This window comes from Kitasatospora sp. NPDC040550 (genome assembly GCF_055594965.1).
The window spans coordinates 592,887-617,799 of sequence record NZ_JBVIWC010000001.1; the positions used below are offsets into that span (position 1 = coordinate 592,887).

The 24,913-nt window shown below is 75.2% G+C and carries 20 protein-coding genes; 14 read left to right on the forward strand and 6 right to left on the reverse strand.

Translation table 11 applies throughout. The annotated features are described in order from the left end of the window. The first annotated feature begins 76 nt into the window (after positions 1-76). A complete protein-coding gene (locus ACZ58X_RS02665; protein WP_470331836.1) occupies positions 77-2,728 on the forward strand; it encodes a glycoside hydrolase family 31 protein in 2,652 nt (883 codons plus the stop codon). Between the two features lie 208 nt (positions 2,729-2,936). On the opposite strand, the gene ACZ58X_RS02670 is transcribed toward ACZ58X_RS02665, so the two are convergent. Beyond that, positions 2,937-4,085, reverse strand: a complete 1,149-nt coding sequence (locus ACZ58X_RS02670; protein WP_470331837.1) for a hypothetical protein — start codon at positions 4,083-4,085, stop codon at positions 2,937-2,939. 357 nt (positions 4,086-4,442) lie between these two features. Between ACZ58X_RS02670 and ACZ58X_RS02675 the strand changes: the two genes are divergently transcribed. The 4 genes from ACZ58X_RS02675 (at position 4,443) to ACZ58X_RS02690 (ending at position 8,179) form a co-directional block, all read left to right on the forward strand. Further along, positions 4,443-5,564 carry an acyl-CoA desaturase gene (locus ACZ58X_RS02675; RefSeq protein ID WP_470331838.1) on the forward strand — a complete coding sequence of 374 codons (1,122 nt, stop codon included), beginning with the start codon at positions 4,443-4,445 and terminating at the stop codon, positions 5,562-5,564. Between the two features lie 92 nt (positions 5,565-5,656). Further along, positions 5,657-6,796, forward strand: a complete 1,140-nt coding sequence (locus tag ACZ58X_RS02680) for a glycosyltransferase family 4 protein (protein ID WP_470331886.1) — start codon at positions 5,657-5,659, stop codon at positions 6,794-6,796. An 86-nt stretch (positions 6,797-6,882) separates the two neighbouring features. Then, on the forward strand, positions 6,883-7,818 hold the full coding sequence (locus tag ACZ58X_RS02685) for an alpha/beta fold hydrolase (RefSeq protein ID WP_470331839.1): 936 nt from the start codon (positions 6,883-6,885) through the stop codon (positions 7,816-7,818). Positions 7,819-7,888: 70 nt separating this feature from the next. Beyond that, a complete protein-coding gene (locus ACZ58X_RS02690) occupies positions 7,889-8,179 on the forward strand; it encodes a muconolactone Delta-isomerase family protein (RefSeq protein WP_470331887.1) in 291 nt (96 codons plus the stop codon). Positions 8,180-8,204: 25 nt separating this feature from the next. Here the strand turns inward: ACZ58X_RS02690 and ACZ58X_RS02695 are convergent, their stop codons facing one another. After that, the gene (locus ACZ58X_RS02695) at positions 8,205-8,813 is read right to left on the reverse strand and encodes a DJ-1/PfpI family protein (protein ID WP_470331840.1); all 609 of its coding nucleotides are present in this window, start codon (positions 8,811-8,813) and stop codon (positions 8,205-8,207) included. A gap of 90 nt (positions 8,814-8,903) precedes the next feature. Next, on the reverse strand, positions 8,904-9,488 hold the full coding sequence (locus tag ACZ58X_RS02700) for a TetR/AcrR family transcriptional regulator (RefSeq protein WP_470331841.1): 585 nt from the start codon (positions 9,486-9,488) through the stop codon (positions 8,904-8,906). Positions 9,489-9,572: 84 nt separating this feature from the next. Here ACZ58X_RS02700 and ACZ58X_RS02705 point away from each other — a divergent pair, with 84 nt between their 5' ends. Then, on the forward strand, positions 9,573-10,451 hold the full coding sequence (locus ACZ58X_RS02705) for an SDR family oxidoreductase (RefSeq protein ID WP_470331842.1): 879 nt from the start codon (positions 9,573-9,575) through the stop codon (positions 10,449-10,451). A 28-nt stretch (positions 10,452-10,479) separates the two neighbouring features. On the opposite strand, the gene ACZ58X_RS02710 is transcribed toward ACZ58X_RS02705, so the two are convergent. From ACZ58X_RS02710 to ACZ58X_RS02720, 3 genes are all read right to left on the reverse strand, one after another. Beyond that, positions 10,480-11,262 carry an oxidoreductase gene (locus tag ACZ58X_RS02710; RefSeq protein ID WP_470331843.1) on the reverse strand — a complete coding sequence of 261 codons (783 nt, stop codon included), beginning with the start codon at positions 11,260-11,262 and terminating at the stop codon, positions 10,480-10,482. Between the two features lie 207 nt (positions 11,263-11,469). After that, positions 11,470-12,093, reverse strand: coding sequence for a TetR/AcrR family transcriptional regulator (locus ACZ58X_RS02715; protein ID WP_470331844.1), 624 nt, complete (start codon positions 12,091-12,093; stop codon positions 11,470-11,472). Between the two features lie 83 nt (positions 12,094-12,176). Further along, the gene (locus tag ACZ58X_RS02720; RefSeq protein WP_470331845.1) at positions 12,177-13,067 is read right to left on the reverse strand and encodes an SDR family NAD(P)-dependent oxidoreductase; all 891 of its coding nucleotides are present in this window, start codon (positions 13,065-13,067) and stop codon (positions 12,177-12,179) included. Between the two features lie 342 nt (positions 13,068-13,409). On the opposite strand from ACZ58X_RS02720, the gene ACZ58X_RS02725 reads away from it, so the two are divergent. The 8 genes from ACZ58X_RS02725 to ACZ58X_RS02760 all read left to right on the forward strand — a co-directional run bounded on the left by ACZ58X_RS02725 (position 13,410) and on the right by ACZ58X_RS02760 (position 24,910). Beyond that, a complete protein-coding gene (locus tag ACZ58X_RS02725; RefSeq protein WP_470331846.1) occupies positions 13,410-16,133 on the forward strand; it encodes an aldehyde dehydrogenase family protein in 2,724 nt (907 codons plus the stop codon). 5 nt (positions 16,134-16,138) lie between these two features. Beyond that, positions 16,139-17,842 (forward strand): thiamine pyrophosphate-binding protein, encoded by a 1,704-nt coding sequence (locus ACZ58X_RS02730; protein WP_470331847.1) that lies wholly within the window; start codon positions 16,139-16,141, stop codon positions 17,840-17,842. Next, entirely contained in the window at positions 17,839-19,116 is a 1,278-nt protein-coding gene (fabF, locus tag ACZ58X_RS02735; protein WP_470331848.1) for a beta-ketoacyl-ACP synthase II, read from the forward strand. Before ACZ58X_RS02730 ends, fabF begins: the two co-directional genes overlap by 4 nt. Positions 19,117-19,125: 9 nt before the next feature. Further along, the gene (locus ACZ58X_RS02740) at positions 19,126-21,201 is read left to right on the forward strand and encodes a condensation domain-containing protein (protein ID WP_470331849.1); all 2,076 of its coding nucleotides are present in this window, start codon (positions 19,126-19,128) and stop codon (positions 21,199-21,201) included. Continuing rightward, a complete protein-coding gene (locus tag ACZ58X_RS02745) occupies positions 21,198-22,445 on the forward strand; it encodes an aminotransferase class I/II-fold pyridoxal phosphate-dependent enzyme (RefSeq protein ID WP_470331850.1) in 1,248 nt (415 codons plus the stop codon). Before ACZ58X_RS02740 ends, ACZ58X_RS02745 begins: the two co-directional genes overlap by 4 nt. 67 nt (positions 22,446-22,512) lie before the next feature. After that, a complete protein-coding gene (locus tag ACZ58X_RS02750; protein WP_470331851.1) occupies positions 22,513-22,752 on the forward strand; it encodes an acyl carrier protein in 240 nt (79 codons plus the stop codon). Further along, positions 22,749-23,558 carry an SDR family NAD(P)-dependent oxidoreductase gene (locus tag ACZ58X_RS02755; RefSeq protein WP_470331852.1) on the forward strand — a complete coding sequence of 270 codons (810 nt, stop codon included), beginning with the start codon at positions 22,749-22,751 and terminating at the stop codon, positions 23,556-23,558. Before ACZ58X_RS02750 ends, ACZ58X_RS02755 begins: the two co-directional genes overlap by 4 nt. 35 nt (positions 23,559-23,593) lie before the next feature. Continuing rightward, positions 23,594-24,910, forward strand: a complete 1,317-nt coding sequence (locus tag ACZ58X_RS02760; protein WP_470331853.1) for an MFS transporter — start codon at positions 23,594-23,596, stop codon at positions 24,908-24,910. The last annotated feature ends 3 nt before the right edge of the window (positions 24,911-24,913 follow it).

Below are 24,913 nucleotides of genomic sequence, written 5' to 3' on the forward strand. Positions count from 1 at the left end.
GGATCGAACCCCCGTCCCCCGAGCCCCCGTCCCCCGAGCCCCGAGCCCCGAGCCCCGAGTCGACAGGAGAACCCCCGTGCGCCTGCTCCGACCCCAGCTCCGCCGGGCCGCCCTCGCGGCGGCCCTGACCAGCCTCGCCGCCGTCACCGGCCCCGTCGTGCCGGCCCACGCCGCCGGCCCGCCCGCCGCCGTCCTGGACGGCGACCACCAGAGCGTCACCTGGCAGAGCCCCAGCTACGCCAAGGGCACCCTCGGCGGCGCCACCTCCTGCCCCGCCGTCGCCCAGGACCCGGACGGCGCGGTCTGCGCCCGCTTCGACCTGACGGTGAACGTCCCGACCGGCTACTGGGACGACAACCCCGAGGGCGGCGTCCCGATCTCCGTCCAGTGGCAGAACCCCACCGACGACTTCGACCTGTACATCTACGACGCCAACGGCAAGGAGGTCGCCGAGAGCGCGGGCACCGCCGACCCGGAGGCGACGGTGATCCCCAAGGCCTCCGGCACCTACCACGTCCTGGTCGTCCCGTACGACGTGCACGGCGGCTCCTTCACCGGCCGCGCCTACCTGCCGCAGACCGCCGACGCCGGCGACCTCACCTCGTTCAGCGGCGGCAAGGGCAGCTACGACATCGCCGCGGGCACCCTCAAGGCCAAGGTCGACTTCCTCGCCGACGACCAACTGCGGCTGCGCGCCGCGCCGGACGGCACCATCACCGACCCGGCGGGCAGCACCATCATCCGCAAGCAGCCCGAACTCCAGCCCCGCACCTCCTCGTTCGACGCCGGCGACTACTACGGCATCCGCTCCGGCCACGTCGTGCTGCGGGTCTACAAGCACCCGCTGCGGTTCGGCCTCTACCAGGCCGACAACCGCACCGCGATCTGGCAGGAGAACGCCCCGATGCGCTGGTCCACCAGCGGCCTGCGGCAGAGCCTGACCCGCGGCGCCGACGAGCAGTTCTTCGGCGGCGGCGAGCAGAACGGCAGCTTCTCGCACCGCGACCAGACCGTCCACGTCGCCAACAGCACCAACTGGAACGAGGGCGGCTACAACAACTCCCAGCCGTTCTACGTCTCCAGCGGCGGCTACGGCGTCTTCCGCAACACCTTCGCCCCCGGGATCTACGACTTCGGCTCGCCGGTGCGCACCGGGCAGCAGGAACGGCGCCTGGACGCCTACTACTTCACCGGTGACGTCAAGTCCGTCATCGGCCAGTACACCTCGCTGGTCGGCAAGCCCTTCATGCCGCCGGTCTACGGCCTGGAACCCGGCGACTCCGACTGCTACCTGCACAACGCCAACCGCGGCGAGCGCCACACCACCGACGCCCTCAAGGTCGCCGACGGCTACGTGCAGAACCAGATGCCGCTCGGCTGGATGCTGGTCAACGACGGCTACGGCTGCGGCTACGAGAACCTCCCGCAGACCGGCGAGGGCCTGCGCAAGGACCACGCCCAGCTCGGCCTGTGGACCCAGAACGGCCTGCCCAACCAGGCCGAGGAGGTCAAGGCCGGGGTCCGGGTGCGCAAGCTCGACGTCGCCTGGGTCGGCAACGGCTACGACTTCGCGCTGAACGCCTGCGACCAGGCCAAGGCCGGCATCGAGGACAACAGCGACGCCCGCGGCTTCGTCTGGCTGCCGGTCTCCTGGGCCGGCGCCCAGCGCTGCGGCGTACTGTGGAGCGGCGACCAGAGCCTGTCCTGGGACTACATCCGCTGGCAGATCCCCACCTACGCGGGCGCCACCATGTCCGGCATCGCCTACGACACCGGGGACGTCGGCTCGATCTTCCGCCGCGACCCCAAGATGTACACCCGCGACCTCCAGTGGAAGGCCTTCCTGCCGACCATCATGACCATGGACGGCTGGGCCAAGGACATGACCGGCAAGGAGCAGCGCGACCAGCAGCCGTGGCTGGACGGCGAGCCCTACACCTCGATCAACCGCAAGTACCTGCAGCTCAAGGAACACCTGCTGCCGTACATGTACACCCTGTCCGCCGAGGCCACCCGCACCGGCATCGGCGCCGTCCGCCCGCTCGCCCTGGAGTACCCGCACGACCAGGCCGCGCTCGGCCCGAACGCCAAGTACGAGTTCCTCGCCGGGCCGGACTTCCTGGTCGCCCCGGTCTACTCCGACACCTCGGTGCGCAACGGCATCTACCTGCCCGAGGGCACCTGGACCGACTACTGGACCGGGCGCACCTACCAGGGCCCCACCACCATCGACAACTACTCCGCCCCGCTGGACACCCTGCCGGTGTTCGTCAAGGGCGGCGCCATCGTCCCGATGTGGCCGCAGGGCACACTGTCCTGGCAGAACCGCGACCGCGGCGAACTCGACTACGACCTCTACCCGCAGGGCGACTCCTCGTACACCCTGTACGAGGACGACGGCGTCACCCGCCAGTACAACGCCGGGTCCTCCGCCACCCAGCAGGTCGAGGTGCACGCCCATGGGCCGGTCACCACCGTCGAGGTCGGGGCCAGCGAGGGCAGCTACACCGGCAAGCCGGACGCCCGCTCGTACCGCTTCACCGTGCACGGCCAGTCCGCCCCGCGCCTGGTCGTCACCCAGGGCGGGCGGCTGCCCGAACTCCACTCGGCCGCCGCCCTCGACACCGCCGCCTCCGGCTGGTACCACGACCCGGCAACGGGCGTGACCCACGTCAAGACCCCGTCCGTCCCCACCGACGACCAGTTCTCGCTCCACCTGATCCACTGAGCAACCGGACCGGAGGCCGGCTGATCGGCCGGCCTCCTGGTCGGCCGGCCCGCTGATCCGCCGACCGACCGCCCGAGGCCCCTGGTGCACAGGGGCCTCACCGGCGTCGGCCCCGGCTCCGCCGGCGCTCAGGTGCTCCGGTGCTCAGATGCTCCGGTGCTCGGGAGGTCCGGTGCTCAGGATGTCCGGTGCTCGGGAGGTCCGGTGCTCAGGAGGTTCCGGTCGCGGCCCGGAGTCTGCCGAGCGCGGCCATCCGGCGCAGGACGGGGACGGGGATGGCGGGGTTACGGACGGCGTGCTCGGCGCTGTCGGCTTCGAGCAGCAGCGTCACCAGCAGATCCGGTGGCAGGGCGGGGTTGAGCCGGGCCCGCCAGCGCACGCCTCCGTCCGGGTCGGTGACGAGCCCTCGGAGCGATTCCGGCGAGAGGCGCCGGTCCCGGCCGGCGGCCGCGCGTACGAGCGGATCGGGGTCGCGGCTCAGCTGCTCGACGAGGGCGCCGGTCGAGGCCGGGTCGTCGAGGGCGAGGGCCCGCAGGCGCGGGTTGGGGTCCGTCGCGAAGCGCAGCAGGCCCTCGCGGGGGAAGTTGGGGTGGTTGTGCGGTCGGCCGGGGAAGGACAGGCTCCCGTCCCACCACGCGGCCACGTCCAGGAGCAGCTCCGGCGGAGCGTCGTCGCACGACTCGGCGAGGAAGAGCCGCACGACCCGGTCCCGGTCGCGGGCCAGCCCGGCCACCACGTCCGCGGGCAGGCGCGGCGCTCTGGCGACGCTGCGGCGGACCAGCAGTTTCGGCGAGGCCGCGAGCTGACGCATGGCGTCGGCGTCCCCGTACAGGGCGCCGATCCACCAGAGCGCCGTCGTCAGGCCCTCCGGATCGATGTCGGGGACGTCAGCGGCCATCACCGCGATCTCCTCCGGCGTCCCGGGCGGCGTGGCGCCGGGGTGCGGCGCACGGCCGACGCCACGGCCGCCACGGGAGAGCCGCCGGGCGGCCAGGTGGTCGGCCGCGAGCTCCGTGAAGAGCCCTCGCAGCCCCGCATTCGGCGTGGCGGCGACGAGCCGGTCCCACTGTGCGGCGGAGAGGTGACCGGATTCCGCGGCGATGACGCGCACCCGCCTGGCTTCGTGGACGACCGCGGCGTCCATCACCTCGGGCGGCAGGTCCTCCCGCCAGAGGAAGCCGGCCTCTTCGGCATCCAGGAGGCTCAGGAGCACGTCGACGGGCGCCGAGCGGTTGAAACCGAGCCCGGAGAGCCAGGATCGGGCCACTTCCCGATCGAGGTCGGTGGCCGCGGTCAGCCTGGTCCAGACCCCGCCGGGCACATCGGGCACATAGCGCACGTCTGGCACATCGGGCACGTCGGCAGCGTGTACATCGGTCGTCCCGGTCATTGGCCAAAGGCTAGAGCACCGGACCGGCCGCGCCCGACCCGAGGTCGGGTGGTCCCCGGGTGGACCACCGGCCGGACCCCACCGGGGACCGGCCGGAAGCCTCGCAAGAACGCTCGACCTTCGGATGCCCGACGGAACAACCCCCGCCGCCCACCCGCCCGTTCGAGCCCATTCCGACCGCGACACGGGCCCGCCGGGGCACACCGGCCGGTCGGGTACGGAAGGGTGAGGCCGCCGCCCGTCCCGGAGCCACCGCACGTGGCCCCGGGACGGGTGGCTTTGCGGCCACGACCGGCCGGAGCGACCCGAGACCGGGATGGTGGCATGACCCTTCAGGACACCCCGACCGCCGGAACCACCCGGCACGGGGACTTCGCCGAACTGCGCCGACGCGTCGGCGAGGCCGGGCTGCTCCGCAAGCGTCCGCTGTACTACGGCTGCCGGGCCACCGCCCTGCTGACCGCCCTCGCCCTGCTGCTGGCCGGGTTCGCCGCCGTCGGCGCGAGCTGGTGGCAGCTCGCTCTGGCGCCCGTACTCGCCCTCGTCCTGGGCCAGTTGGCACTGCTCGGCCACGACGTCGCGCACCACGCGGTGTTCTCCGGGCGCCGGAGCACCGATCTCGCGGGCATCCTGCTCGGCAACCTGGTGGTCGGGATGAGCTACGGCTGGTGGGTCAGCGACCACAACCGCCACCACGCCCACCCCAACCGCGAAGGGCGCGATCCGGCCGCCAATGCCATGCTCTTCGTCCGCACCGCCGAACAGGCCTCCCGTACAAGGGGGTTGCGGAGGACGGTCGCCAAGTACCAGGCGGAGCTGTTCTTCCCGCTGCTCTCGCTCCAGGCCCTCGGTCTGGTCGTCGCCACCGCCCTGACCCTGACCCGGGGCCGACTGCGCCACCCGGTGCTGGAACGGACCCTCGCCGCCCTGCACTACGCCCTCGCGGCGGGCCTGCTGCTGGCCGTCCTCACCCCGCTCCAGGCGCTCGCCTTCGCCGTGCTGTGCGGCGCCGTGCTCGGCGTCTACCTGGGCTGCATCTTCGCGCCCAACCACAAGGGCATGCCGATGACCGGACCGGACGAGCAGCCCGCGGACTACCTCCGGCGCCAGGTGCTGCCCTCCCGCAACCTGCGCGCCGGGCGGTTCACCCACTTCCTCTTCGGCGGCCTCGGCTACCAGATCGAGCACCACCTCTTCCCGGCCATGCCCGTCCCGGCGCTGCGCCCGGCCTCGCGGATCGTGCGCGCCTACTGCGCGGAGGTCGGCCTGCCCTACCTCGAGGCCGGCCTGGTCGACTCGTTCCGGGAGATCCTGCGGGACCTCCGGGCGGTGGGCCGCTGCGTCGACGCACCCCCGACCGCGGCCGTACCCGGGGCCCGGGCCGAGGACGGGCGACCCCGGGCCGAGAGCAGTGCGGCCCGGGTCGAGAGCGGGGCCGCCCGGTGAGCCGCGTCCTGTCCGGGCCGGCGACGGCTGCACCCGCCGGGACCGCCGCCCCGCTCGCCCCCGCCGCCACCCCCGGGCCGGACGGCGGCCCGCTGCGCGTCCTGATCGTCACCGAGTCCTTCCCCCCGCAGCTCAACGGCGTCGCCCACAGCGTGCTGCGGACCGCCGAGCACCTGACCGCGCGCGGCCACCGCGTCCTGGTGGTCACCCCGGCGACCCGCACCCGGCGCGGCCCCGAGCGGGTGGACGGCTACCAGGTGCTCCGGGTCCCGTCCGTCCCGCTGCCCGGCTACCCGGAGGTGCGGATCGCCCTGCCCGGCGGGCAGTTGGCGGCCGCGATCGAGCGGCACCGCCCCCAGGTCGTCCACCTGGCCGGGCCGTTCGCCCTCGGGGCGGCCGGCGCCACGGCGGCCCGGCGGGCCTCGGTCCCGGCCGTGGCCGTGTTCCAGACGGACATGGCGGCCTACGCCCGGACCTACCTCCCGTTCGCGGGCGAGGCCGGCGCCCGGACGGCCTGGCGGATCCTGCGGCGCGTCCACGGCGCGGCCGCCCGGACGCTGGCGCCCTCCCGGGCGTCGCTGGACGCGCTGGCCGCCCACGGCGTCCCCCGGCTCCACCTGTGGCCGCGCGGGGTCGACCGGGAGCGCTTCCACCCGCGCCACCGCGACGAGGCGCTGCGCCGTCGGCTCGCCCCGCGCGGCGAGGTGCTGGTCGGCTACGTCGGACGGCTGGCGGCCGAGAAGCAGGTCGACCGGCTGGTGCAGGCCTCCCGGCTGCCGGGCGTCCGGCTGGTGGTGGTCGGCGACGGCCCGTGCCGCGCCCCGCTGGAGGCCGCACTGCCGGACGCGGAGTTCCTGGGCCGCCGCACCGGGCACGAACTCGCCCGGCTGTACGCCTCGTTCGACGTCTTCGCGCACACCGGACCGTACGAGACCTTCGGCCAGACCGTCCAGGAGGCGATGGCCAGCGGCCTGCCGGTGGTCGCCCCGGCGGCCGGCGGCCCGCTGGACCTGGTCCGCCCCGGGCGCACCGGCTTCCTGGTGCCACCCGGCGCGGGCGAGGAGTTCCGTACGGCCGTCGACCGGCTCGCCCGGGACGCCGGCCTGCGGGCCGAACTCGGCCGGGCGGGCCGCGCCGCCGTGGCCGAGCGCGACTGGGCGTCGATCGGCGACCGGCTGATCGGGCACTACCGCCTCGCCATCGCGGAGACCCCCGGAGCGTTGCGACGGTGAGCCGCGCGACGCCGCCAGCACCGCCAGCACCGCCAGCACCGCCAGCACCGCACCCGCACCCGCACCCGTCGAAGGAACCGGCCCCCGTGCACCAACCGCTCGCCGCCGCCTACACCCCCGGCACCGCGCCCGCCGCCGACACCGCCGTCTTCCTGCACGGCCTGGGCGGCTGGACCGACAACTGGGCCGCCCTGATCGACCAGTTGCGCGGCTCGGTGCACTGCCTGGCCCTGGACCTCCCCGGCTACGGCCGGTCGGCGCCCCCGCCCGGCGGCCTGGTCACGGTCGAGGGCCAGGCCACGGCCGTCGCCGCCCACCTCGACCGCGCCGGGCACCGCCGGGTCCATCTGGTCGGCAACTCCCTCGGCGGCCTGACGGCCCTTCACATCGCCGCCCAGCGGCCCGAGTTGGTCGCCTCCTTGACCCTGCTCTCCCCCGTGCTGCCCGGCCTCCCGTCGCCCCAGGCCCTGCGCGCGGCCCTGCTCGCCCTGCCGGGCGCCCCGCGCCTGTACGCCCGGCTGCTCGCCGACCGGAGCCCGGACCGCCAACTGGACGACCTCTACCGCCTGATCTACGCGGACCCCACCCGGGTCCGCCCCGAGGTGCGCGCGGCGGAGGCCCGCGAACGGCTGCGCCGCAGCGAACTCCCTTACGCGGGACGGATGCTGCCCGCGGGCATGCGCGCCGTGGTCCGCGCCTCCCTGTACCGGGGCACCGCCTCCCCCTGGCACCAGGCGGGCCGGATCACCGCCCCCACCCTGCTGGTCTACGGCCGGGAGGACCGGCTCGTGCCGTTCCGGCTCGCCCCGCGCGCCTACGCCGCCTTCCGCGACGCCCGCCTGCTCACCCTCCCCGACACCGGCCACGTCGCCATGCAGGAACGCCCCGCCCCGGTCGCCGCCGCACTCCGCGCCCTGATCGCCGAGACCGGCCGCACGACGGAACCCCCGGCGCCGCACCGTACGACCCGGCGCCCCACCACGACCCCGGCCGCCGGCCGGGCGCCCCTGGACGGAGCCTGACATGACCCAGTTCCCGGACACCCCCGCCGAGGGAACCGACGCCGCCGCGCACGAACCCGACGCCGGGGCCCTGCGCGAGTTCCTGGTCGAGATCACCACCACCGTGCCCGAGGGCACCCCCGCGGCGGAGGTCGACCGCCGGCGCGCCGCCGAGGCCGTCCGCGCCCGCGAGCTGGCCGCCGCCGGGCGCCTGGCGCGGTTGTGGCGCCCGGTCGGCGAGCTGCGCAGCATCGGCATCTGGCGGGCCGCCGACGAGGACGAGCTGCGCGAGGAGGTGCTCGGCAGCCTCCCGCTGCGGCCGTGGATGACCCTCACGGTGACCGCGCTGGAGTCCCACCCCAACGACCCGGCCCGGTCGTGAGAACCGGGGCGGGCGACCCGGCGGGTCAGCGGAGTGCGGCCCGGCCCGTCCGGACGGCGTGCAGGGCGCGCTCGACGGTCTCCGCCTTCTCCCCGACCGGCGCCACGTAGTCGATGACGCCGCGGGCGGCGTCCTCCCCGAGCAGCCGGGTGATCACCCAGGTGGCGAGGTACTGGGAGGCCAGGCAGCCGCCCGCCGTGGCGATGTTCCCCTCGGCATGGAACGGCCCGTCCAGCACGGTGACGCCGGCGGCCTCGACGAAGGGTCGGCTGGTGGTGTCGGTGCAGGCCGGCACAGTGCCCAGCAGTCCGAGGCGGGCCAGCACCAGGGCGCCCGAGCACTGCGAGCCCACCAGTTGGCGCGAGGGGTCGAGCGGCAGCATGCGGAGCAGCCGGTCGTCGGCCACCACGTCGCGGGTCCTGATCCCGCTGCCGATCAGCACCGCGTCGGCCTCGGTCACGAACCCCAGCGGGCGCTGGCCGGTCACCTCCACGCCGTTCATCGAGGTGACCGTCGGCGTCGGCGTGGTGACGAACGCCTCCAGGCCGTCCTTGCGGCACCGGTTGATCAGCGCGGACGCGATGAAGCTGTCGAGCTCGTTGAACCCGTCGAAGGTGACCACGGCTACCTGCATCGGCTCTCCTCGAATCTCCTCGAAGTGCGGTACGAGCTCCCCGGTCGTCCCCGTACGGCTCTTCCCGGTACGGGTCTTCCCCGTACGGCCTCAGGCAGGCGTGCCGGCCGCGAGGACCTGCCGCAGGTCCTGCACGGATGCGCGGATGAGCCCCGGCAGGTCCGGGCCGCCCGGCCCGGCCGGCTCGGCGATCCAGCGCGCGACGGCGACCTTGAACACGGCGATGCCCGTTTCGGCCGCCAGGCCGGCGGTCGGCTCGGGGACGCCGCGGCCGCGCAGCGCTTCGGCCGTCACCGCCGCCATCGCGTCGAGCTTGACCAGCTCGCGTTCCCGCAGTTCCGGATTGGCCGACACGACGGCGTCTCGCTGCCGGACCCGTTCGGGGTTCTCCTGCAGCACGGCGCCCACGGCTTCCAGGGCCGCGCCGACCGTCTCCATCGGGGCCGCGTCGGCGGGCGCGTCCGCGATGGCCCGTACCAGCAGCTCACGCATCAACTCGGTGCCGTGGAAGAGGACTTCGCGTTTGTCGGCGAAGTGCCGGTAGAAGGTCCGCTCGGTCAGCCCGGCCCGCGCGGCGATCTCCGCGGCCGTGGTCCGTTCGAACCCCTGCTCGGCGAAGAGCGCCAGCGCCGCCTCCGCCAGCCGTCCGCGCCCGTTCGGCTCCCATCTGCCCATGCGGTGATCGTACGCGATGACAGCTTCTGACATCACTGCTAGCCTGACGACAGTCACTGACATCACCGTTCTGGAGGTTCTGTCATGCGGGTTTTCGTCACGGGCGCGTCCGGCTGGATCGGCTCCGCCGTCGTCCCCGAACTCATCGGCGCCGGCCACCGGGTCACCGGGCTCGCCCGGTCCGACGCCTCGGCCGCCACGGTCGCCGCCACCGGGGCCGAGGTCCTGCGCGGCGACCTCGACGACCTGGACGCCCTGCGCGCCGGGGCCGCCGGGGCCGACGCCGTCATCCACCTCGCCTTCGTCCACGACTTCGCCCACTTCGACGCCTCGATCCGCACCGACGCCCGCGCGGCCGAGGCCCTCGGCGAGGCCCTCGCAGGATCCGGCAAGCCCCTGGTCGTCGCCCACGGGACGCCTGCGGCGCCCGGACGGGTGGCGACCGAACACGACCGCAGCGTGCCCGGCACCCTCGCGGCGGGCCGCGACGAGAACGCCACGGCCGTCCTCGTCATGGCGGAGCGCGGCCTGCGCCCGTCCGTCGTCCGGCTGCCCCGCACCGTCCACGGCGACGGCGACCACGGCTTCATCGCGGGCCTGATCGCCACCGCCCGCGCCAAGGGCGTCTCCGGCTACGTCGGCGACGGCTCCCAGCGCTGGCCGGCCGTCCACGTGCGCGACGCCGCGCGCCTGTTCCGCCTGGCCGCCGAACGGGCCCCGTCGGGTTCGGTCCTGCACGCCGTCGGCGACGAGGGCGTGCCGATCCGCGCCGTCGCCGAGGTGATCGGCCGCCACCTCGACCTCCCGACGGCCTCCGCCCCGGCCGAGGACTTCGGCTTCCTCGGCGCCATCCTCGCCGTCGACCAGCCCGCCTCCAGCACCCTGACCCGCGACCTCCTCGCCTGGCACCCCACCCAACCCGGCCTCCTCGAAGACCTCGAAGCGGGCCACTACTTCCGCTGATCCCACGGCACTTCCGGCCCCGGGGCACTCAGAGCGTCTGGACCAGGCCGCCGTCGATGACGAAGTCGCTCCCGGTGACGTTGCCGCTGCGGTCGGCGGCCAGCAGGAGCACGAGGTCGGCGACCTCCTGCGGACGGCTGAAACGGCCGGTCACGGACTGCGCGGCGGCGGTACGGGCGACGTCCTCCGGCTCCGCCCCGGAGGCCTTCGCCACCGTCGCGGCGACACCGTCCTCACCGAGCCACAACCCCGTGGCGACCGGGCCCGGGCTGACGGTGTTGACGCGCACCCCGAGCGGACCGACCTCCTTGGAGAGGGCCTTGCAGAAGTTGGTGAGCGCCGCCTTGGCCGCGCCGTAGTCGATCACCGCCGGGTCGGGCAGGAAGGCGTTGACCGAACTCACCGTCACGATCGAGGCGTTGCCGCGGTCGATCAGGTGCGGCAGGGCGGCCCTGGTGGTACGGACGGCGGCGAGGAAGTTGACCGTCAGCGCCTGGAGCCAGTCGTCGTCGGTGACGGACCGGAAGCCGCCCGGCCGGGGCCGCACCGCACCGACGTTGTTGACGAGGATGTCCAGTCCGCCGAACCGGGAGACCGCTTCCTCCACCGCCGCCGCGGGGCCGTCCACGGTGGTGAGGTCCGCCGACACCGGATGCACCCGCAGGGCGAGGTCGGTCAGCGGGCCGGTGACGCCGCGCGCCACCGCCGCCACCTTCACGCCCTCGGCGGCGAGCGCCTGCGTCACTGCCAGACCGATCCCCTTGCTGGCCCCGGTGACGAGGGCGACCTTGCCCGAGAGGTTCAGGTCCATCGCGGGCTCCTCGGCCGGACCGCTCGACGGCGGCCTTGATCCGGCAGCCGGGGTCGGGGGTGCCCTTCCCGGTGCTGCGGAGGACCGTGCTCTCCGGACATCTCGGGTCTCCTCGCTCAGTGCCCCGGTGGACGCCCCCGGACCAGGATTCCAGAGGGCCTCGGCCGCCGCCTCCCGGTGCGGGGCCGGACCGACCTCCGGCCGCCGTCAGCCCTCCGCGGGACGACCGCCCGAACCGGCGGCGTCCTGCTCGGCGACGTCCGCCGGAGTCGCCCTCAGGCCGCCGAGCAGGGTGGCCAGGTAACGGTGCGCGGTGTCGATCCGCTGGGCGGGCGGGCCGCCGTGGACGTTCACGGCGTAGGCGAGGCCGCACATGAGCGGGACGAGGTCGGCCGCGTTCAGATCGGGGCGGACGGCACCGGCCGCGCGGGCCCGGTCGAGGAGTACGGTGCCGGCCGAGCGGATCGACTCCTTGAGCTCCTCGGTGCGCGGCAGGGCGGCGGAGTCGGCGGCGGCGACCGGCGCCAGCGAGGCGTCGGTCACCTGCGCTTCGACGGTGCGGGCCAGGAAGTCCGCCAGCGCCCGCCCGGGGTCGGTGCCGGCCAGGGCCAGCTCGCCGTGAGCGGCGAGCCGTTCCAGGCAGGGGGCGGCGACGGTCTCCAGGAGCGCCTCGGGCGTGGCGAAGTGCCGGTAGACGGTGCCGACGCCGAGTCCGGTCCGGCGGGCGACGTCGTTGAGCTGCAACGGCGTGCCCTCGTCGACCAGGGCCCGAGCGACGGAGACGATCCGTTCCCAGTTGCGGGCGGCGTCCTTGCGCAGGGGTGTGGTCATGGGGCCATGTTAACCGGATGACCCATCCGGCACGCTTCCCCGTCGGTGCCGGCACCGGCACCGACGCCGGCACCGGTCGGAGGTCAGCCGGCGACCTTCGGCGCGTACCGCTCACTGAGCCTGCGCACCGCCTCGACCACGCGCGGGTCGGTCGCCGCCCGGAACGGGGCGACCGGACGGGCCCGGGCGCCGATCACGACGCCGGTCCGGCCCGCCAGGGCCTCGTCGGTCGCGGCGGTGATCGAGGGCCTGGCGGCCACCGACGCCGGGCCGGACGTCGAACGCTCGAACCTGCGGCGTACCAGTGGCCACAGCAGTCGCAGCGGCGGCGAGACGATCCTCGGGTCGGTCAGCGTCCCGTCGGTCATGTCGGTCGCCGCACCTCCGGGGTCGGCGGCGAGGACCGAGACGCCCGTACCGGCCAGCCGCGCCGCCAGGTCGAGGGTGTGGGCGAGGTGGGCGAGCTTGGCGCGGCCGTACCAGTGGAAGCCGTAGTAGCCGCCGGGCGGCTCGACGTCGTCGAACACCCGCTTGGCGAGGGCGACCGCGCCCGAGGTCACGTTCACGATCCGGCTCGGCGCACCGGCTGTCAGGGCGGGCAGCAGCAGCTCGGTGAGCAGGTACGGCGACAGGTGGTTGACCATGAAGGAGGCCTCGACGCCGCCGAGGGTCCGCCGTTCCGGGAACATCGCCCCGATGTTGTTGACCAGCACGGTCAGCGGTCGGCCCGGGGCCGCGTGGTCGGCGCCGATCCGGGCGGCGAGCGCGCGCACGTCGTCGAGCGAGCCGAGGTCCGCGGCCAGGAAGCGGGCCGGGCGTTCCGGGCGTGTGGCGGCGATGCGCTCGACCGCTCGCGCACCCCGGTCGGCGTCGCGCCCCACCACGGTGACCGCGTATCCGGCGGCGGCCAGCCCCAGCGCCGTCTCCAGTCCGATACCGGCCGTCCCGCCCGTCACCACCGCTGCCTTGCGCATGGGTCCTCCTCGCTCCAGGAAAGCGGATGCATCATCCGCTTGACCGGAAGGTAGCACATAACCGGATGACCAATCCGCTTCAAGGCGCCGACCCCCGGGCCGGAACCCCGGCCGCCACCCCGGGCCGCCACCCCCGGCCGCCACCCCGGGCCGCCACCCCCGGCCGGCACCCCGGACCGGCACCCCGACCGCGACCCCGGACCGGGCCCTTGGCGAACACCTGGCGGAGAAGCCGGAAAGGGAAAATGACTGGAATCATTCCCACGCTGGATAATCCAATCTCCGAATATCTCTTCCGTCACTCGCGCATTCACCCGCCCCGTACATGCCACGGCTTTCACGGTGGCCCTCGACACCGTTCACGGGGTATGCGATAGTCGCTTTCGACCACCTGGTACCGAGGAGCACGCGTTGCCCATTTCCAGGCGTTTGATATCGCCCGAGGGGCGCATCTGGGAGACCGAGGAAATCCTGGCCCGGGTATTCGGTGCCACCGAACTTCTGGCCCGCCGAAATGTCGGACCGGGTTCGCGGGTGATGCTGAGCGGGGCCAATTCGCCGGAATGGGTCGTCGTGCTGCTGGCGCTCGTCCACCTCGACGCCTCGGTGGTCCTGGCCGATCACCGGGCCACCCCCGCGCAGCGGTCGCGGATCCGCGACCTGGCCCGGGTGGTGCTCGACCTCGGCGACGGCGCGGTCGAGGCGACGGCGGCGCGGCGGAGCGCGGCGGTGACGGCGGCCGAGCCCGATCCCGCGGCCTGGGCCCGGCGGCGGGACGCCGCGATCTCGTGGTCCTCGGGCACGACGGGCAGCCCCAAGGGCATCGTGCGCTCCGGCCGGTCGATCCTGGACAACCTGGCGCTCAGCGCGGACCGGATGGGCTACCGGCCCGACGACGTCTTCCTGCCCGTGCTGCCGTACTCCCACCAGTACGGTCTCTCGCTGGTGCTCTGCTGGTGGCTGGGCGGGGGCACGCTGGTGGTCTACGGGCCGAGCACGCGCCTGGACCACGCGCTCGCGACCGGCGTGGAGCACGGCCTCACCGTCGTGGACGCGGCCCCATCGACCTACTACAGCCTGCTCAACCTGCTCGACCGCCGCCCCGCGCTGGCGGGCGCGCTGGGGACGGTACGGGCCTGGTGCGTGGGCGGCGCGCCGCTGGGCCGCAGCCTGGCGGCCCGCTTCCACGCCCGCACGGGCCGGCACCTGCTCGACGGCTACGGGGCGACGGAGCTGGGGAACGTCGCACTGGCGCCGCCCGCCGATCCGGTCGGCTGCGGCACCCCGCTGCCGGGGGTGGTCGTCGAGGTCCACGACGAGGAGGGCAGGCCACTCCCCGGCGGTCGGCTCGGCGAGCTCGTGGTCCGCAGCCCGGGCCTGATGACGGGTCTGCTCGGCGAGGACGGCGAGATCGTCCCGGTCGCCGGTGCGGTGCACCGCACCGGCGACATCGGGCTGCTCGACGACGCCGGTCGGGTCTTCCCGATCGGGCGCAAGCACGCCGTGCACCGGGACGGGCACACGCTCTACCCCGACCACCTCGCCGAGCGGGCCGGGGCGGCCGGGGCGCGGACGGAGGTCGTCGCCGTGCCCGACGCCCGCCTGGGCTGCCGCCTGGTGTTCGTGATCGAGGACCCGGACGGCCACCAACCCGCGTACTGGAAAGGGCTGTTGCGTCCGCTGCTGGCCCGCTACGAGCAGCCCGACCAGATCGTGGTGCTTCCCTCGCTGCCGCTCACCAACACGGGAAAGCCCGACCGGGCCGTTCTGGAGAAGATCGCCATGACCTCGCTGCCCGCGTCGCGCCGGACGACCGCCGACACCACCGCCGCGCCCACCACCCCGGACGGCTACCGCATCCCCTTCCCCGACCGGGTCGACGCGCTGCGCGCGGTGCGCCGGTACGTGGCCGACCACGAGGACGCGGTGCTGCGGATCCTCACCGAGATCTCGCCCCACCGCACCGCCGCCACGGAGATCCGCTCCTTCCTCGCCGCCCTCGACGGCGCGGAGCAGGAGGTCCGCCGCGTCCGGCCCGGCCGCGTGCCCCGGGCGGCGGTCTTCACGCCCTCCAACATCCCGCTCTATTCCTATGCGCTCTACATGCTGGTGGCGTCCCTCTACAGCGAGAGAATAACCTTCCGGCCGTCCTCCGAAATCCGGGGGCAGATGCAGCGCCTGCACGATCTGCTGGCGCCGGTCCACGGCCTGCCCATCGCCCTTTCCGGGCTCAGCCAGCGCAAGTTCGTGACGGGACCGGTGCGCGAAGCCGACCTGATCGTCTTCACCGGTGACTACGCCAATGCCGAGACCATTCGGGAAGGCCTGGCGGAGGACCAGCTGTTCCTCTTCTTCGGCCACGGCATCAACCCCTTCGTGATCGCGCCCGACGCCGATCTCGCACTCGCCGTGCACGACGTCACCCGGATCCGGCTCTACAATTCGGGCCAGGACTGCTTCGGCCCCGACGTCGTGTTCGCCCCGAAGGGCCGCGCCGAGGAGTTCGTCGACCGGCTGTCCGCCGAGCTGGCGTCCCTGCGCTTCGGTCCGAACGGCGACCCGGCCGCCGACTACGGCCCCCTCTTCTACGACTCGGCGCTGATCGACTGCTCGGACTACCTGGTGCGCCACGCCCGCCGCATCCGGCACGGCGGGCGCATCGACCTGCCGTCCCGCAAGATCGAACCGACCGTGCTGCTCTGGGGCTTCGACGACAAGCTCCCGCTGGAGGAGATGTTCGCCCCGGTGTTCAACGTGGTGGCCTACCCCAGCGCGCGGCTGCTGCGCGAACGGCTGGCGAGCCCCTACTTCGGCGAACGCGCGCTGGGCGCGATGGTGTACGGGAACGATCCGGCGACGGTGGAGGTCCTGAGCAGGCGTCACCGCACCTGCGTCAACCACACCCTGCTCGACGCCGAGGACGGCAACCGTCCGTTCGGCGGCTTCGGCCTGCGCGCCAACTACCTCTGCTACGGCGGCGAACGGCGGGCCGAACCGCTGCTGATGTCGCAGGCCGTGGCGCGGGTCCTCCCGACGGCCGTCCCCGTCACGGCGGTCGGGGAGTGAGCCGGGTGGACCGGCGGCACCCGGACGCGTGGTCGGCGATCGTCGAGCTGCTGGTGGCGCACGGGGTGGACACCTGCTTCGGGCTGCCCGGCGACGACCTGGAGCTGCTGCGCGCCCTCGACGCCGCCGGTCTGGACCTCGTACCGTGCCGCGACCAGCGCAACGCGATGTACATGGCCACCGGGTACGCGCTGCAGTCGGGCCGGCTCGCGGTCTGCGCGCTGGGCAAGGGCCCGGCCGTCACCCACGCGGCCACCGGGCTGCTGGAGGCGCGCGAGTCCGGTGCGCCCGTGCTGGTGCTCGCCGCCGGCACGCCCGAACGCCGCCGGGGCAGTGGCGGGTTCCAGGAACTCGACCAGGTCGCCGTGACGGCGCCGCTGGTCCGCTGGGCGCACCGGGTGGGGCACCCGGACCGGGTCGTCCCCGCGACGGTGACGGCCCTGACCCGGGCCGTGGGGCCACCGGCCGGGCCGGTGTACCTGGAGGTGCCCGATGACGTCCGCACGGCCGAGGTGCTCGTCCCCGGAGCGCGGCCGGGCCGGCCGGAGCCGCTGTTCCCCGACCCCGGTCCCGACTCCGCACCGGCGACGGCGCCGGGGCCGGCCCTGGCCGCGCTCCGGGCGAGCCGGCGTCCGGTGGTGCTGGTGGGCGGCGGGATGCGGCACCGCAACGGCGGCGGCGCCGTCGAGCGCCTCGCCGACCGCCTCGGCGCGGCGCTGTTCACCACCGCCTCCGGCCGGGGCGCCGTCGACGAGCGCCACCCGCTGTTCTGCGGCGTGGCGGGCCTCTACGCCGGGCGCCCCGCCCGGGAGTTGTGGGCCTCCTGCGACCTGGTGGTGTCGCTCGCCGGCCGGCTGGAGGAGACGGTCGTCGAGGGCGGGGAGCCGTGGCCGTCCGTCCCGGTGGTCCAGGTCAACCTGGACCCGGCCGGGCTGTCGGCCGAGTTCCCGGGCCCGCGCGTGCTCGGCGACGCCCGGCACGCCGTGCTCGGCTGGACGCGCGCGCTGGCGGAGGACGGCGGGGCCGGGCGCGCGGCGGCGACCGGCGCCTGGGCGGACGCGGTCGCCACCGCCCGCAAGGCCCTGGAGCTGGACGTGGCGGCCGAGTTGGCCCGCGCGGCGACCCTGCCGGGGATCCGCGTCGCCGAGCTGCTCGCCGCGCTCGACGCCACCGCCGACGGGCCCCGCGTGCTGGTCCAGGAGAACGGGCTGCAGGACATGTGGTCCTACGGCTTCCCCTTCCGGGTCGGCGGCGGGTCGGTGGTGCCCTCGGAGCAGACCCCGCTGGGCTTCGGCGCGGCCGCGGCCATCGGGGTCAAACGGGCCGCCCCGGACCACGAGGTCACCGCGTTCGTCGGGGACGGCGCCTTCCTCGCGGCCCGCGCGGACATCGCCGCCACCGCCCGCAGCCACGGCGGCGTGCTGTACGTGGTGCTGTGCAACGGCGGCTACGGCTGGCTGGACGCCCAGCGCGCCCGCCTCGGCCTCGACGCCGGACGCCACGCCTTCACCCGCCCGGGCTCGCCGCCGCCCGCCGTGGACGCACCGGACGTCCACTGCCGGGTGCTGCGCGACAAGGCCGCGCTCACCGACGAACTCCGCACCGCACGCCGGTTCTGCTCCCGGGGCGGCACCGCCGTGCTCCTGGTGCCGGTCTCCCCCGACGACGTCCTCCCGGCCGTCCGCGACGCCGCGGTGGTGCCCCAATGACCCGCACCGGAACACCGCCGGGAGCCGGGTACGGCCGGTACCGGCGCCGGGTGGTCGTCACCGGGTACGGGGCGGTGACCCCGCTCGGCCACAGCGCCGAGGAGACCTGGACGGCGATGCTGGCCGGGCGCAGCGGGATCGCCGCCGTGGACGCGATCGACGTGACCGGTCTGGACGTCCGGATCGGCGGGCAGGTCCGCGGCTTCGTACCCGGCCGCTACATGCCGCCGGCGGTCGGCCGCCGCACCGACCCGTACGCCCAGTACGCCCTGGCCGCGGCGCTGGAGGCGTGCGGGCACGCCGGGCTGGTCGTCGACGACGGCCTGGCGCCGAGGGTCGCCGTGGTCATCGGCAGCGGCTACGGCCCGGTCGGGTCGATCTACCGGGCCGCCGACACCCTGCGCGCCAGGGGGCCGCGGGCGATCAGCCCGTTCGCCCAGGTCACGACCGCCATGGACAGCGCCGCCGGGGAGATCAGCATGCGCATCGGGGCCCAGGGGCCGAGCCGGGCCCAGAGCACGGCGTGCGCCAGCGGCGCGGACGCGGTCGGCGCGGGGATGCGCATGATCGCCACCGGCGAGGCCGACGTCGTCCTGGCCGGCGGCGCGGACGCCTGCGTCACGGCCGTCGACCTCGCGGGCAGCGGCAACGCCCGTGCGCTGTCCCGGCGCAACGACGACCCGACGGCGGCCTGCCGGCCGTTCGACGCGCACCGCGACGGGTTCGTGATGAGCGAGGGAGCCGCCGTGCTGGTCCTGGAGGCCGCCGAGACGGCCGAGCGTCGGGGCGCCACGGCGCTGGCCGAGCTCGCGGGCTACGGGGCGAGTTCGGACGCCCATCACTGGACCGCCCCGCACCCGCAGGGGCGGGGCGCGTGCCTCGCCGTCGAGGCGGCGCTGCGCGACGCGGGGATCACCGGGGCGGACGTGGACTACGTCAACGCGCACGGCACCGGAACGCTGCTGAACGACGCCACCGAGACGGCGGTGCTGCGCCGGGTGCTGGGCGAGCGGGTCACCCGGATCCCGGTCAGCTCCACCAAGTCGATGACCGGGCACATGATCGGTGCCGCCGGGGCGGTCGAGCTGGTGGCCTCGATCCAGGTCCTGCGCACGGGCGACGTCCCGCCGACCGTCAACTGCGACGAACCGATCGACCCGGAGATCAACTTCGTGCCGCACCGGGCACAGCACCACGAGCGCGTCCGGATCGCGCTCAGCAACTCGTTCGGCTTCGGCGGCCACAACGCGGCCCTCGTCGTCCGCGCGGTCTGAGGCCCGGCCGTGAACCGCCGCCCGGAGCCGCCGCCGAGCCCAGCGACCACGGGCCCCGCCAGCACGGGGCCCGCCAGCACGGGGCCCGCCGCCCTGGACCCCGGCGTCACCCGCAGCGGGCCGCTGACCTGGGTCCAGCAGTGGCACTGGTTCGAGCGCACCGTGCCCCCGGCACGACGGGTGAACCCGACGCCGCTCGCCGACCACTGCCACGTCCCGCCGTCGGCCTCCCTCGCCGACGTCCACGCGGCGCTCGCCGCCCTGGCCGCCCGGCACGAGGCGCTGCGCACCACCGTCGATCCGCTGCGCCCGGTCCAGCACGTGCACCGCGCGGACCGGGCGCCCTTGCCGGTCGACCACCTGGACGTCCCGGTGGTCGACGCCGCCACCCTGGACGCCGCCACCGCCGCACTGGCCGCCCGCCCGATCGACCTTGAGCGGAACCCGCCCTGGCTCGCCCGGGTGCTGCTGACGGCGGGACAGCCGCGGGCGGTACTGGTCGCCGCCCACCACGTGCTGATCGACGGCTGGGGGCTGGCCGTGCTGCTCGACCAGCTGCACGGCCAACTTCTCGGCACGGAACAACCGTTGGGGACGGCCTCGCACCCGCTCGACGCGGTCGCCGCCCAGGCGCCGGAGCGGGCCCGCGCGGCGGAGCGGGAGTGGCTGACCCGGCTCGCGGACAACCCCACCGGGGTGCTGGCCCCGTTCGGCGGGTCGGCGGACGGCGCCGGGCGCCACCGCCTCCAGCACCGCTCGGTGGGCGCCTACCGGCACCTGCACCGCGTCGCCCGGCGCCACCGGGCCAGCCCGGAGGTCGTCGTGCTGGCGGCGCTGGCCCACGACGTCGCCGCGCGCACCGGCGAACTCCGCTTCCTGGCCTCGGTGGTGGTCTCCAACCGGGCCCGGGCCGCCCTGCGGAGCAGCGTCGGGGTCCGGGCCCTGACCGTCCCGGTGCAGATCGACCTCCGTCCGGGCGCGGCGTTCGGCGAGGTGGTCGCCTCGGTCGCCGCCGCCTCCGCGACGGCCTACCGGTACGGCCACTGGCGCCCCGCCGAACTGGTCGCCGCCCAGGCGCGGACGGACCGTCGCCGCGGGGTCCGGACCGTGCCCACCATCGAGTACAACTGCTACTCCTGGCCGCGCGGTTATCTCGTGCCCGGGTACCTCGACCCTGCGGCCCCGGCCCCGGCGCCGGGCGCCCCGCCGGACGGGTCGGCCGGCTGGCTCCGCAGCGCGCCCGACGAACCCTGCGACACGCTCTACGTCGACCTCGCCCTCGACGCGGGAGCCGTCACCCTCGACGTCACCGTCGGGGACCACCTGCTCGACGCCGGGCAGGCCGCGGCCCTGCCCGTCCGGCTGTGCGCCCTGCTGCACGCGGCGGCCGACGGCGCCGAGTGCGCCGTCCCGGCGCGCCCGACCGCACCGGCCGCCCCCGGGTGGTGGCGCGCCCCGCAGGGCTGGGTGCGCCCGGCCGCGGTCGCGGCGGTGCTGCGCGACTGTCCCGGAGTGCTCGATGTGACGGTGGCGCCCGGCGGGGAGGTGACAGGGGCGGACGAGGAGCCGCACCTCGTCGCCCGCGCCCGCACCGCCCCCGGGGTCACCCCGGAGGCCCTGCACCGCCACGTGCTGGACCACCTCGACGAGGTACCCGGCCTGCTGGCCCCGGGCCGCTACGTGCTGTCCCCGGCCGGGGCCGGCGCCACCACCACGACCCGCACGGAAGCGCTGCGGGTCCCGCGCCGCCCGCCCGTCACGGCCGCCGAACGGGCGCTGGCCGCCGCCGTAGCGGCCGCCGCGACCGGTGGACCCGGCGACCCGGACGCCGTGGACCTGAACCGCTGTCTGGCCGACCACGGCCTCACCCTGGTCGCCGTCCCGCCGCTGCTGGCGCTGCTCCGCCGGTCCGGCTTCACCGGGATCGCCTCGGACGAGCTGGCCGGGACGGCCTCGCTCGGCCACCTCGCCGCCGCCCTGGAGCCCGGACCGCCCGGACCGCCCGGACCGCCAACGGCACCGCCACCACCGCCCGTACCGCCCCTGCCGCCCCGCGCCCACCGTGCAGGAGGAACCTCAGCATGACCGCGCCCCGCAGCACCGCACCGTCCGTGGACCGCCTGGCCCCGTGGGCCTTCGCCGCCTTCGTCGAGGCCAACACCCACGACACGGCGTACCGCCCGCCGGTGGTGGACGGCCCGGTCGGGCCGACCATCGTCCGCAACGGCCGCGAGCTGGTGAACTTCGCCAGCATCAGCTTCCTCGACCTGGAGCGCCACCTCCCGGTGCGGCGCCACTTCGCCGAGGGGGCGCTGGCCCACGGGCTGAGCACCAGCGGCTCCCGGATGACCCAGGGGATCTGCCGCCCGCACCAGGTGCTGGAGGAGACGATCGCCCGGCACACCGGCAAGGAACGCGCCATCAGCTTCGCCACCGGGCTGCTGGCCAACATCGGCTTCGTCCACGCCATGAGCAGTTCCGCGCACTTCGACGACGGGATCGAGGTCCGCAACCACGACACCGTCTTCGTCGTCGACCGGGACGTCCACTGGAGCATCTGGAAGGGCCTCCAGGGGCTGGCGTACGGCCGCCACGTCCACGCCTTCCGGCACAACGACGTCGCCGACCTGGCCCGCATCCTGGGCCGGGTCCGCGCCCGCAAGACCGTGGTGATCGCCGAGAGCATCTACTCGGCCGACGGCACGATGGGGCCGATCGTGGAGATCCTCGACGAGTGCGACCGGCACGGCGCCGTCAGCATGATCGACGACGCGAACGGCTTCATGGTCTACGGGCCGGAGCACCGCCCGTACGCCCGGGAGGCGGCCGCGATCCGGGAACGGGCCGACTTCGTGATGGTGTCGCTGTCGAAGGCCGTCGGCCTGGAGGGCGGTGCGATCGCCGGTCCGGCGGCGGCCGTCGACGCCTTCGAACTCCTCTCCGGGACCTCGATGTTCACGGCCGCCATCCAGCCGCCGACCGCCCACGCGGCCGAGCGCACGATCGCCGCCCTGGCCGGAGATCCCCGGATCGTCGACAACTACCTGGCCCATGCCGCCCGCCTGCGCCGGCGGATGCACGAGGCCGGTACGGCGACGACGCCGACCGAGTCGTACATGCTCTCGGTGCCGATCGGGAACGACGCCGCCGCCCTGCAGATGCGGGAGTGGTTCGCCGAGGACGGCTATCTCGTGCCCGTCTTCTCCTACCCGGCGGTCGCGCGCAACCAGGCGCTGCTGCGCCTGTTCCCGCACGCGGGCCACACCGAGGAGCAGTTGGACGGCTTCCTGCGCACCCTCGTCGACTACCGCCGGCGCCTCGGGGTCTGACCGCCCCGGCTCGGCCCGCCCGCCGGCCCCGCCCGCCGACCCCGCCCCCTCAGGGAGGAACCCCGTGATGAGCAACGACGACATCCTCACCGCCATCGCCGAGATCGTCGAGGAGGTCCTCGGTGTCGACTCCGCCGACGTGAGCGCCGAGACCTCCTTCGCCGACGACCTCGACGTCGACTCCCTGGCCATGATGGAGATCGCCGTGGCGGTGGAGGACAGGTTCGAGGTGAAGATCCCCGACGACCGGGTCAGGGAGCTGCGGACCGTCGGCGACGCGGTGGACTACGTCGCCGGCCACCGGTGACCGCCCCCGGAACGCCCCCTCGGACGCCCGTCGGAAGGCCCGCCGGGACCGTCCTCGACCGCTTCCGGCTGGACGGCCGCGTCGCCGTGGTCACCGGTGCCTCCTCCGGCCTGGGCGTCGCCTTCGCGACCGCGCTGGCCGAGGCCGGCGCCGACCTCGTGCTCGCCGCCCGGCGCGCCGAGCGGCTGGAGGCGGTGCGCGCAACCGTCGAGCAGCTCGGCCGCCGGGCCCTCGCCGTGCGGACCGACGTCACCGAGCCGGCCGACTGCCGCGCCCTGGTCGACGCCACCGTGCGCGCCTTCGGGCGACTGGACGTCCTCGTCAACAACGCCGGGATCAGCAGCGAACACCCGGCGGAGGAGGAGACGCCGGAGCAGTTCCGCGAGGTCGTCGACACCAACCTCAACGGCGCCTACTGGATGGCCCAGGCCGCCGGCGCGGTGATGCGGCCCGGCAGTGCCGTCGTCAACGTCTCCAGCATCCTGGCCCTGGTCACCGGCGGGCTGCCGCAGGCCGCCTACTCGGCCTCCAAGGCCGGGCTGCTCGGGCTCACCCGCGACCTCGCCCAGCAGTGGACCCCCGGCCGGGGCATCCGGGTGAACGCCCTCGCCCCGGGCCTCTTCCCCTCCCCGATGACCGACGGCTACACCGAGGGCTACCTGGAGGCGGTGCTGCCACGGGTGCTCGCGGGCCGCCTCGGACGGCCGGAGGAGCTCGCGGCGGCGCTGGTCTTCCTGGTCTCCGACGCGGCGTCCTACATCACCGGCACCACCCTCACCGTCGACGGGGGCACCCACATCGCCTGACCCCCACCGACCACCGCGAACGGAGGTGTCCATCCATGGTGTCCACGGTGCCGGTCGGCGGGCCCGGCGGCCGGCTCGGCCGGTCGCACCTGCGGCGCCTGGTCGTCGGCCAGGGCCTGGCGGCCGTGACCGACGCCCTGTTCATCGTGTGGCTCACCCTCTTCGTGCTCGACCTGGCGGAGCCCGGCCTCGCCACCGGGTTCGTCCTGGTGGCCGTGGCACTGCCCCGGGCGGTGCTGCTGCCGCCCGCCGGAGTACTGGTCGACCGTCTCGGCCCCGACCGGGTGGTGGTCGCCGCCGCCTGGCTCCGGGTCGCCGTACTGCTCACCCTCGGCGCCCTGGTCACCTTCGGCGCGCCGTCGCTGACCACCGTCGCGCTGCTCGGCGGCCTGCTCGGCGCCGCCGACGCCGCGTACTTCCCGGCGGCGCTGGCGCTGCTGCCCGCCGTCGTGCCGACCGAGCAGCTCTCCCGGGTCAACGGGCTGGTGCAGGGCGCGGAGTCGGCAGGCGACCTGGTCGGCCCGGCGGTGGCCGCCGGCTGCATCGCCGCGGCCGGCTTCCCCGCCACCCTCGGCGGGATCACGGCGATGGCGGCCCTGGCCGCCGCCGCTTTCAGCACCCTCGCCCGGGTGGTCCGGCGGGCCGGCGGCCCCGGAGCGGAGGCCGCCCCGGACGGCGACGGCGATGGCGACGGCGACGGCGATGGCGCTGGCGACGGCGACCGCGACCGCGACCGCGACCGCGACGGCGATGAGCCCGGCAGCCTGCGCGACCTCACCGCCGGGCTGGGGTACGCCTGGCGCGAGCCCGTGGTCCGGGGCATGCTCGCGGCCGTCGCCCTGATCAACCTCGCCGTCGTCGGCCCCGTCCTGGTGGGCGGCGCCGTGCTCGCCGACCAACGCCTCGGCGGCGCGGGCGCCCTGGGCATCGTGCTCTCCGGCTTCGGCGCCGGCTCGCTGGCCGGCTCACTGGCGGCCGGCTGGCGACCGCCGACCCGGCGCGGCCGGACGGTGGTCGGCGGCGTCGCCGCGATCGGCGCGGGCATGGTCGGCCTCGCCGCCGTCACCCAGGTCCTCACCGCGACGGCCGTGGCCTCGCTCATCGGCCTCGGCTCCGGCTTCCTCGGCGTGGTCGTCGTGGCCACCCTCCAGGAGCGGGTCCCCGAGCACCTGCTGGGCCGGGTGCTCAGCCTGGTCGTCCTGGCCACGGTGGCGTTCGACCCGTTCTCGTACGTCCTGGCCGGAGCCCTGCTCCCGTACGGCACGACCACGCTGTTCCTGGCCTCCGGCGGCGCCGTCCTCACCTGCGCCGCCCTGGTCGCCACCAGCCCGGCGATCCGTTCCCTGCGCTGACCG

Bases quoted from the DNA above. Each gene is read 5' to 3' on its own strand.
- ACZ58X_RS02675 (WP_470331838.1), top strand. From the start codon at position 4,443: ATGACCCTTCAGGACACCCCGACCGCCGGAACCACCCGGCACGGGGAC.
- ACZ58X_RS02695 (WP_470331840.1), bottom strand. From the start codon at position 8,813: ATGCAGGTAGCCGTGGTCACCTTCGACGGGTTCAACGAGCTCGACAGC.
- ACZ58X_RS02700 (WP_470331841.1), bottom strand. From the start codon at position 9,488: ATGGGCAGATGGGAGCCGAACGGGCGCGGACGGCTGGCGGAGGCGGCG.
- ACZ58X_RS02705 (WP_470331842.1), top strand. From the start codon at position 9,573: ATGCGGGTTTTCGTCACGGGCGCGTCCGGCTGGATCGGCTCCGCCGTC.
- ACZ58X_RS02710 (WP_470331843.1), bottom strand. From the start codon at position 11,262: ATGGACCTGAACCTCTCGGGCAAGGTCGCCCTCGTCACCGGGGCCAGC.
- ACZ58X_RS02715 (WP_470331844.1), bottom strand. From the start codon at position 12,093: ATGACCACACCCCTGCGCAAGGACGCCGCCCGCAACTGGGAACGGATC.
- ACZ58X_RS02720 (WP_470331845.1), bottom strand. From the start codon at position 13,067: ATGCGCAAGGCAGCGGTGGTGACGGGCGGGACGGCCGGTATCGGACTG.
- fabF (WP_470331848.1), top strand. From the start codon at position 17,839: ATGACCCGCACCGGAACACCGCCGGGAGCCGGGTACGGCCGGTACCGG.
- ACZ58X_RS02745 (WP_470331850.1), top strand. From the start codon at position 21,198: ATGACCGCGCCCCGCAGCACCGCACCGTCCGTGGACCGCCTGGCCCCG.
- ACZ58X_RS02750 (WP_470331851.1), top strand. From the start codon at position 22,513: ATGAGCAACGACGACATCCTCACCGCCATCGCCGAGATCGTCGAGGAG.
- ACZ58X_RS02760 (WP_470331853.1), top strand. From the start codon at position 23,594: ATGGTGTCCACGGTGCCGGTCGGCGGGCCCGGCGGCCGGCTCGGCCGG.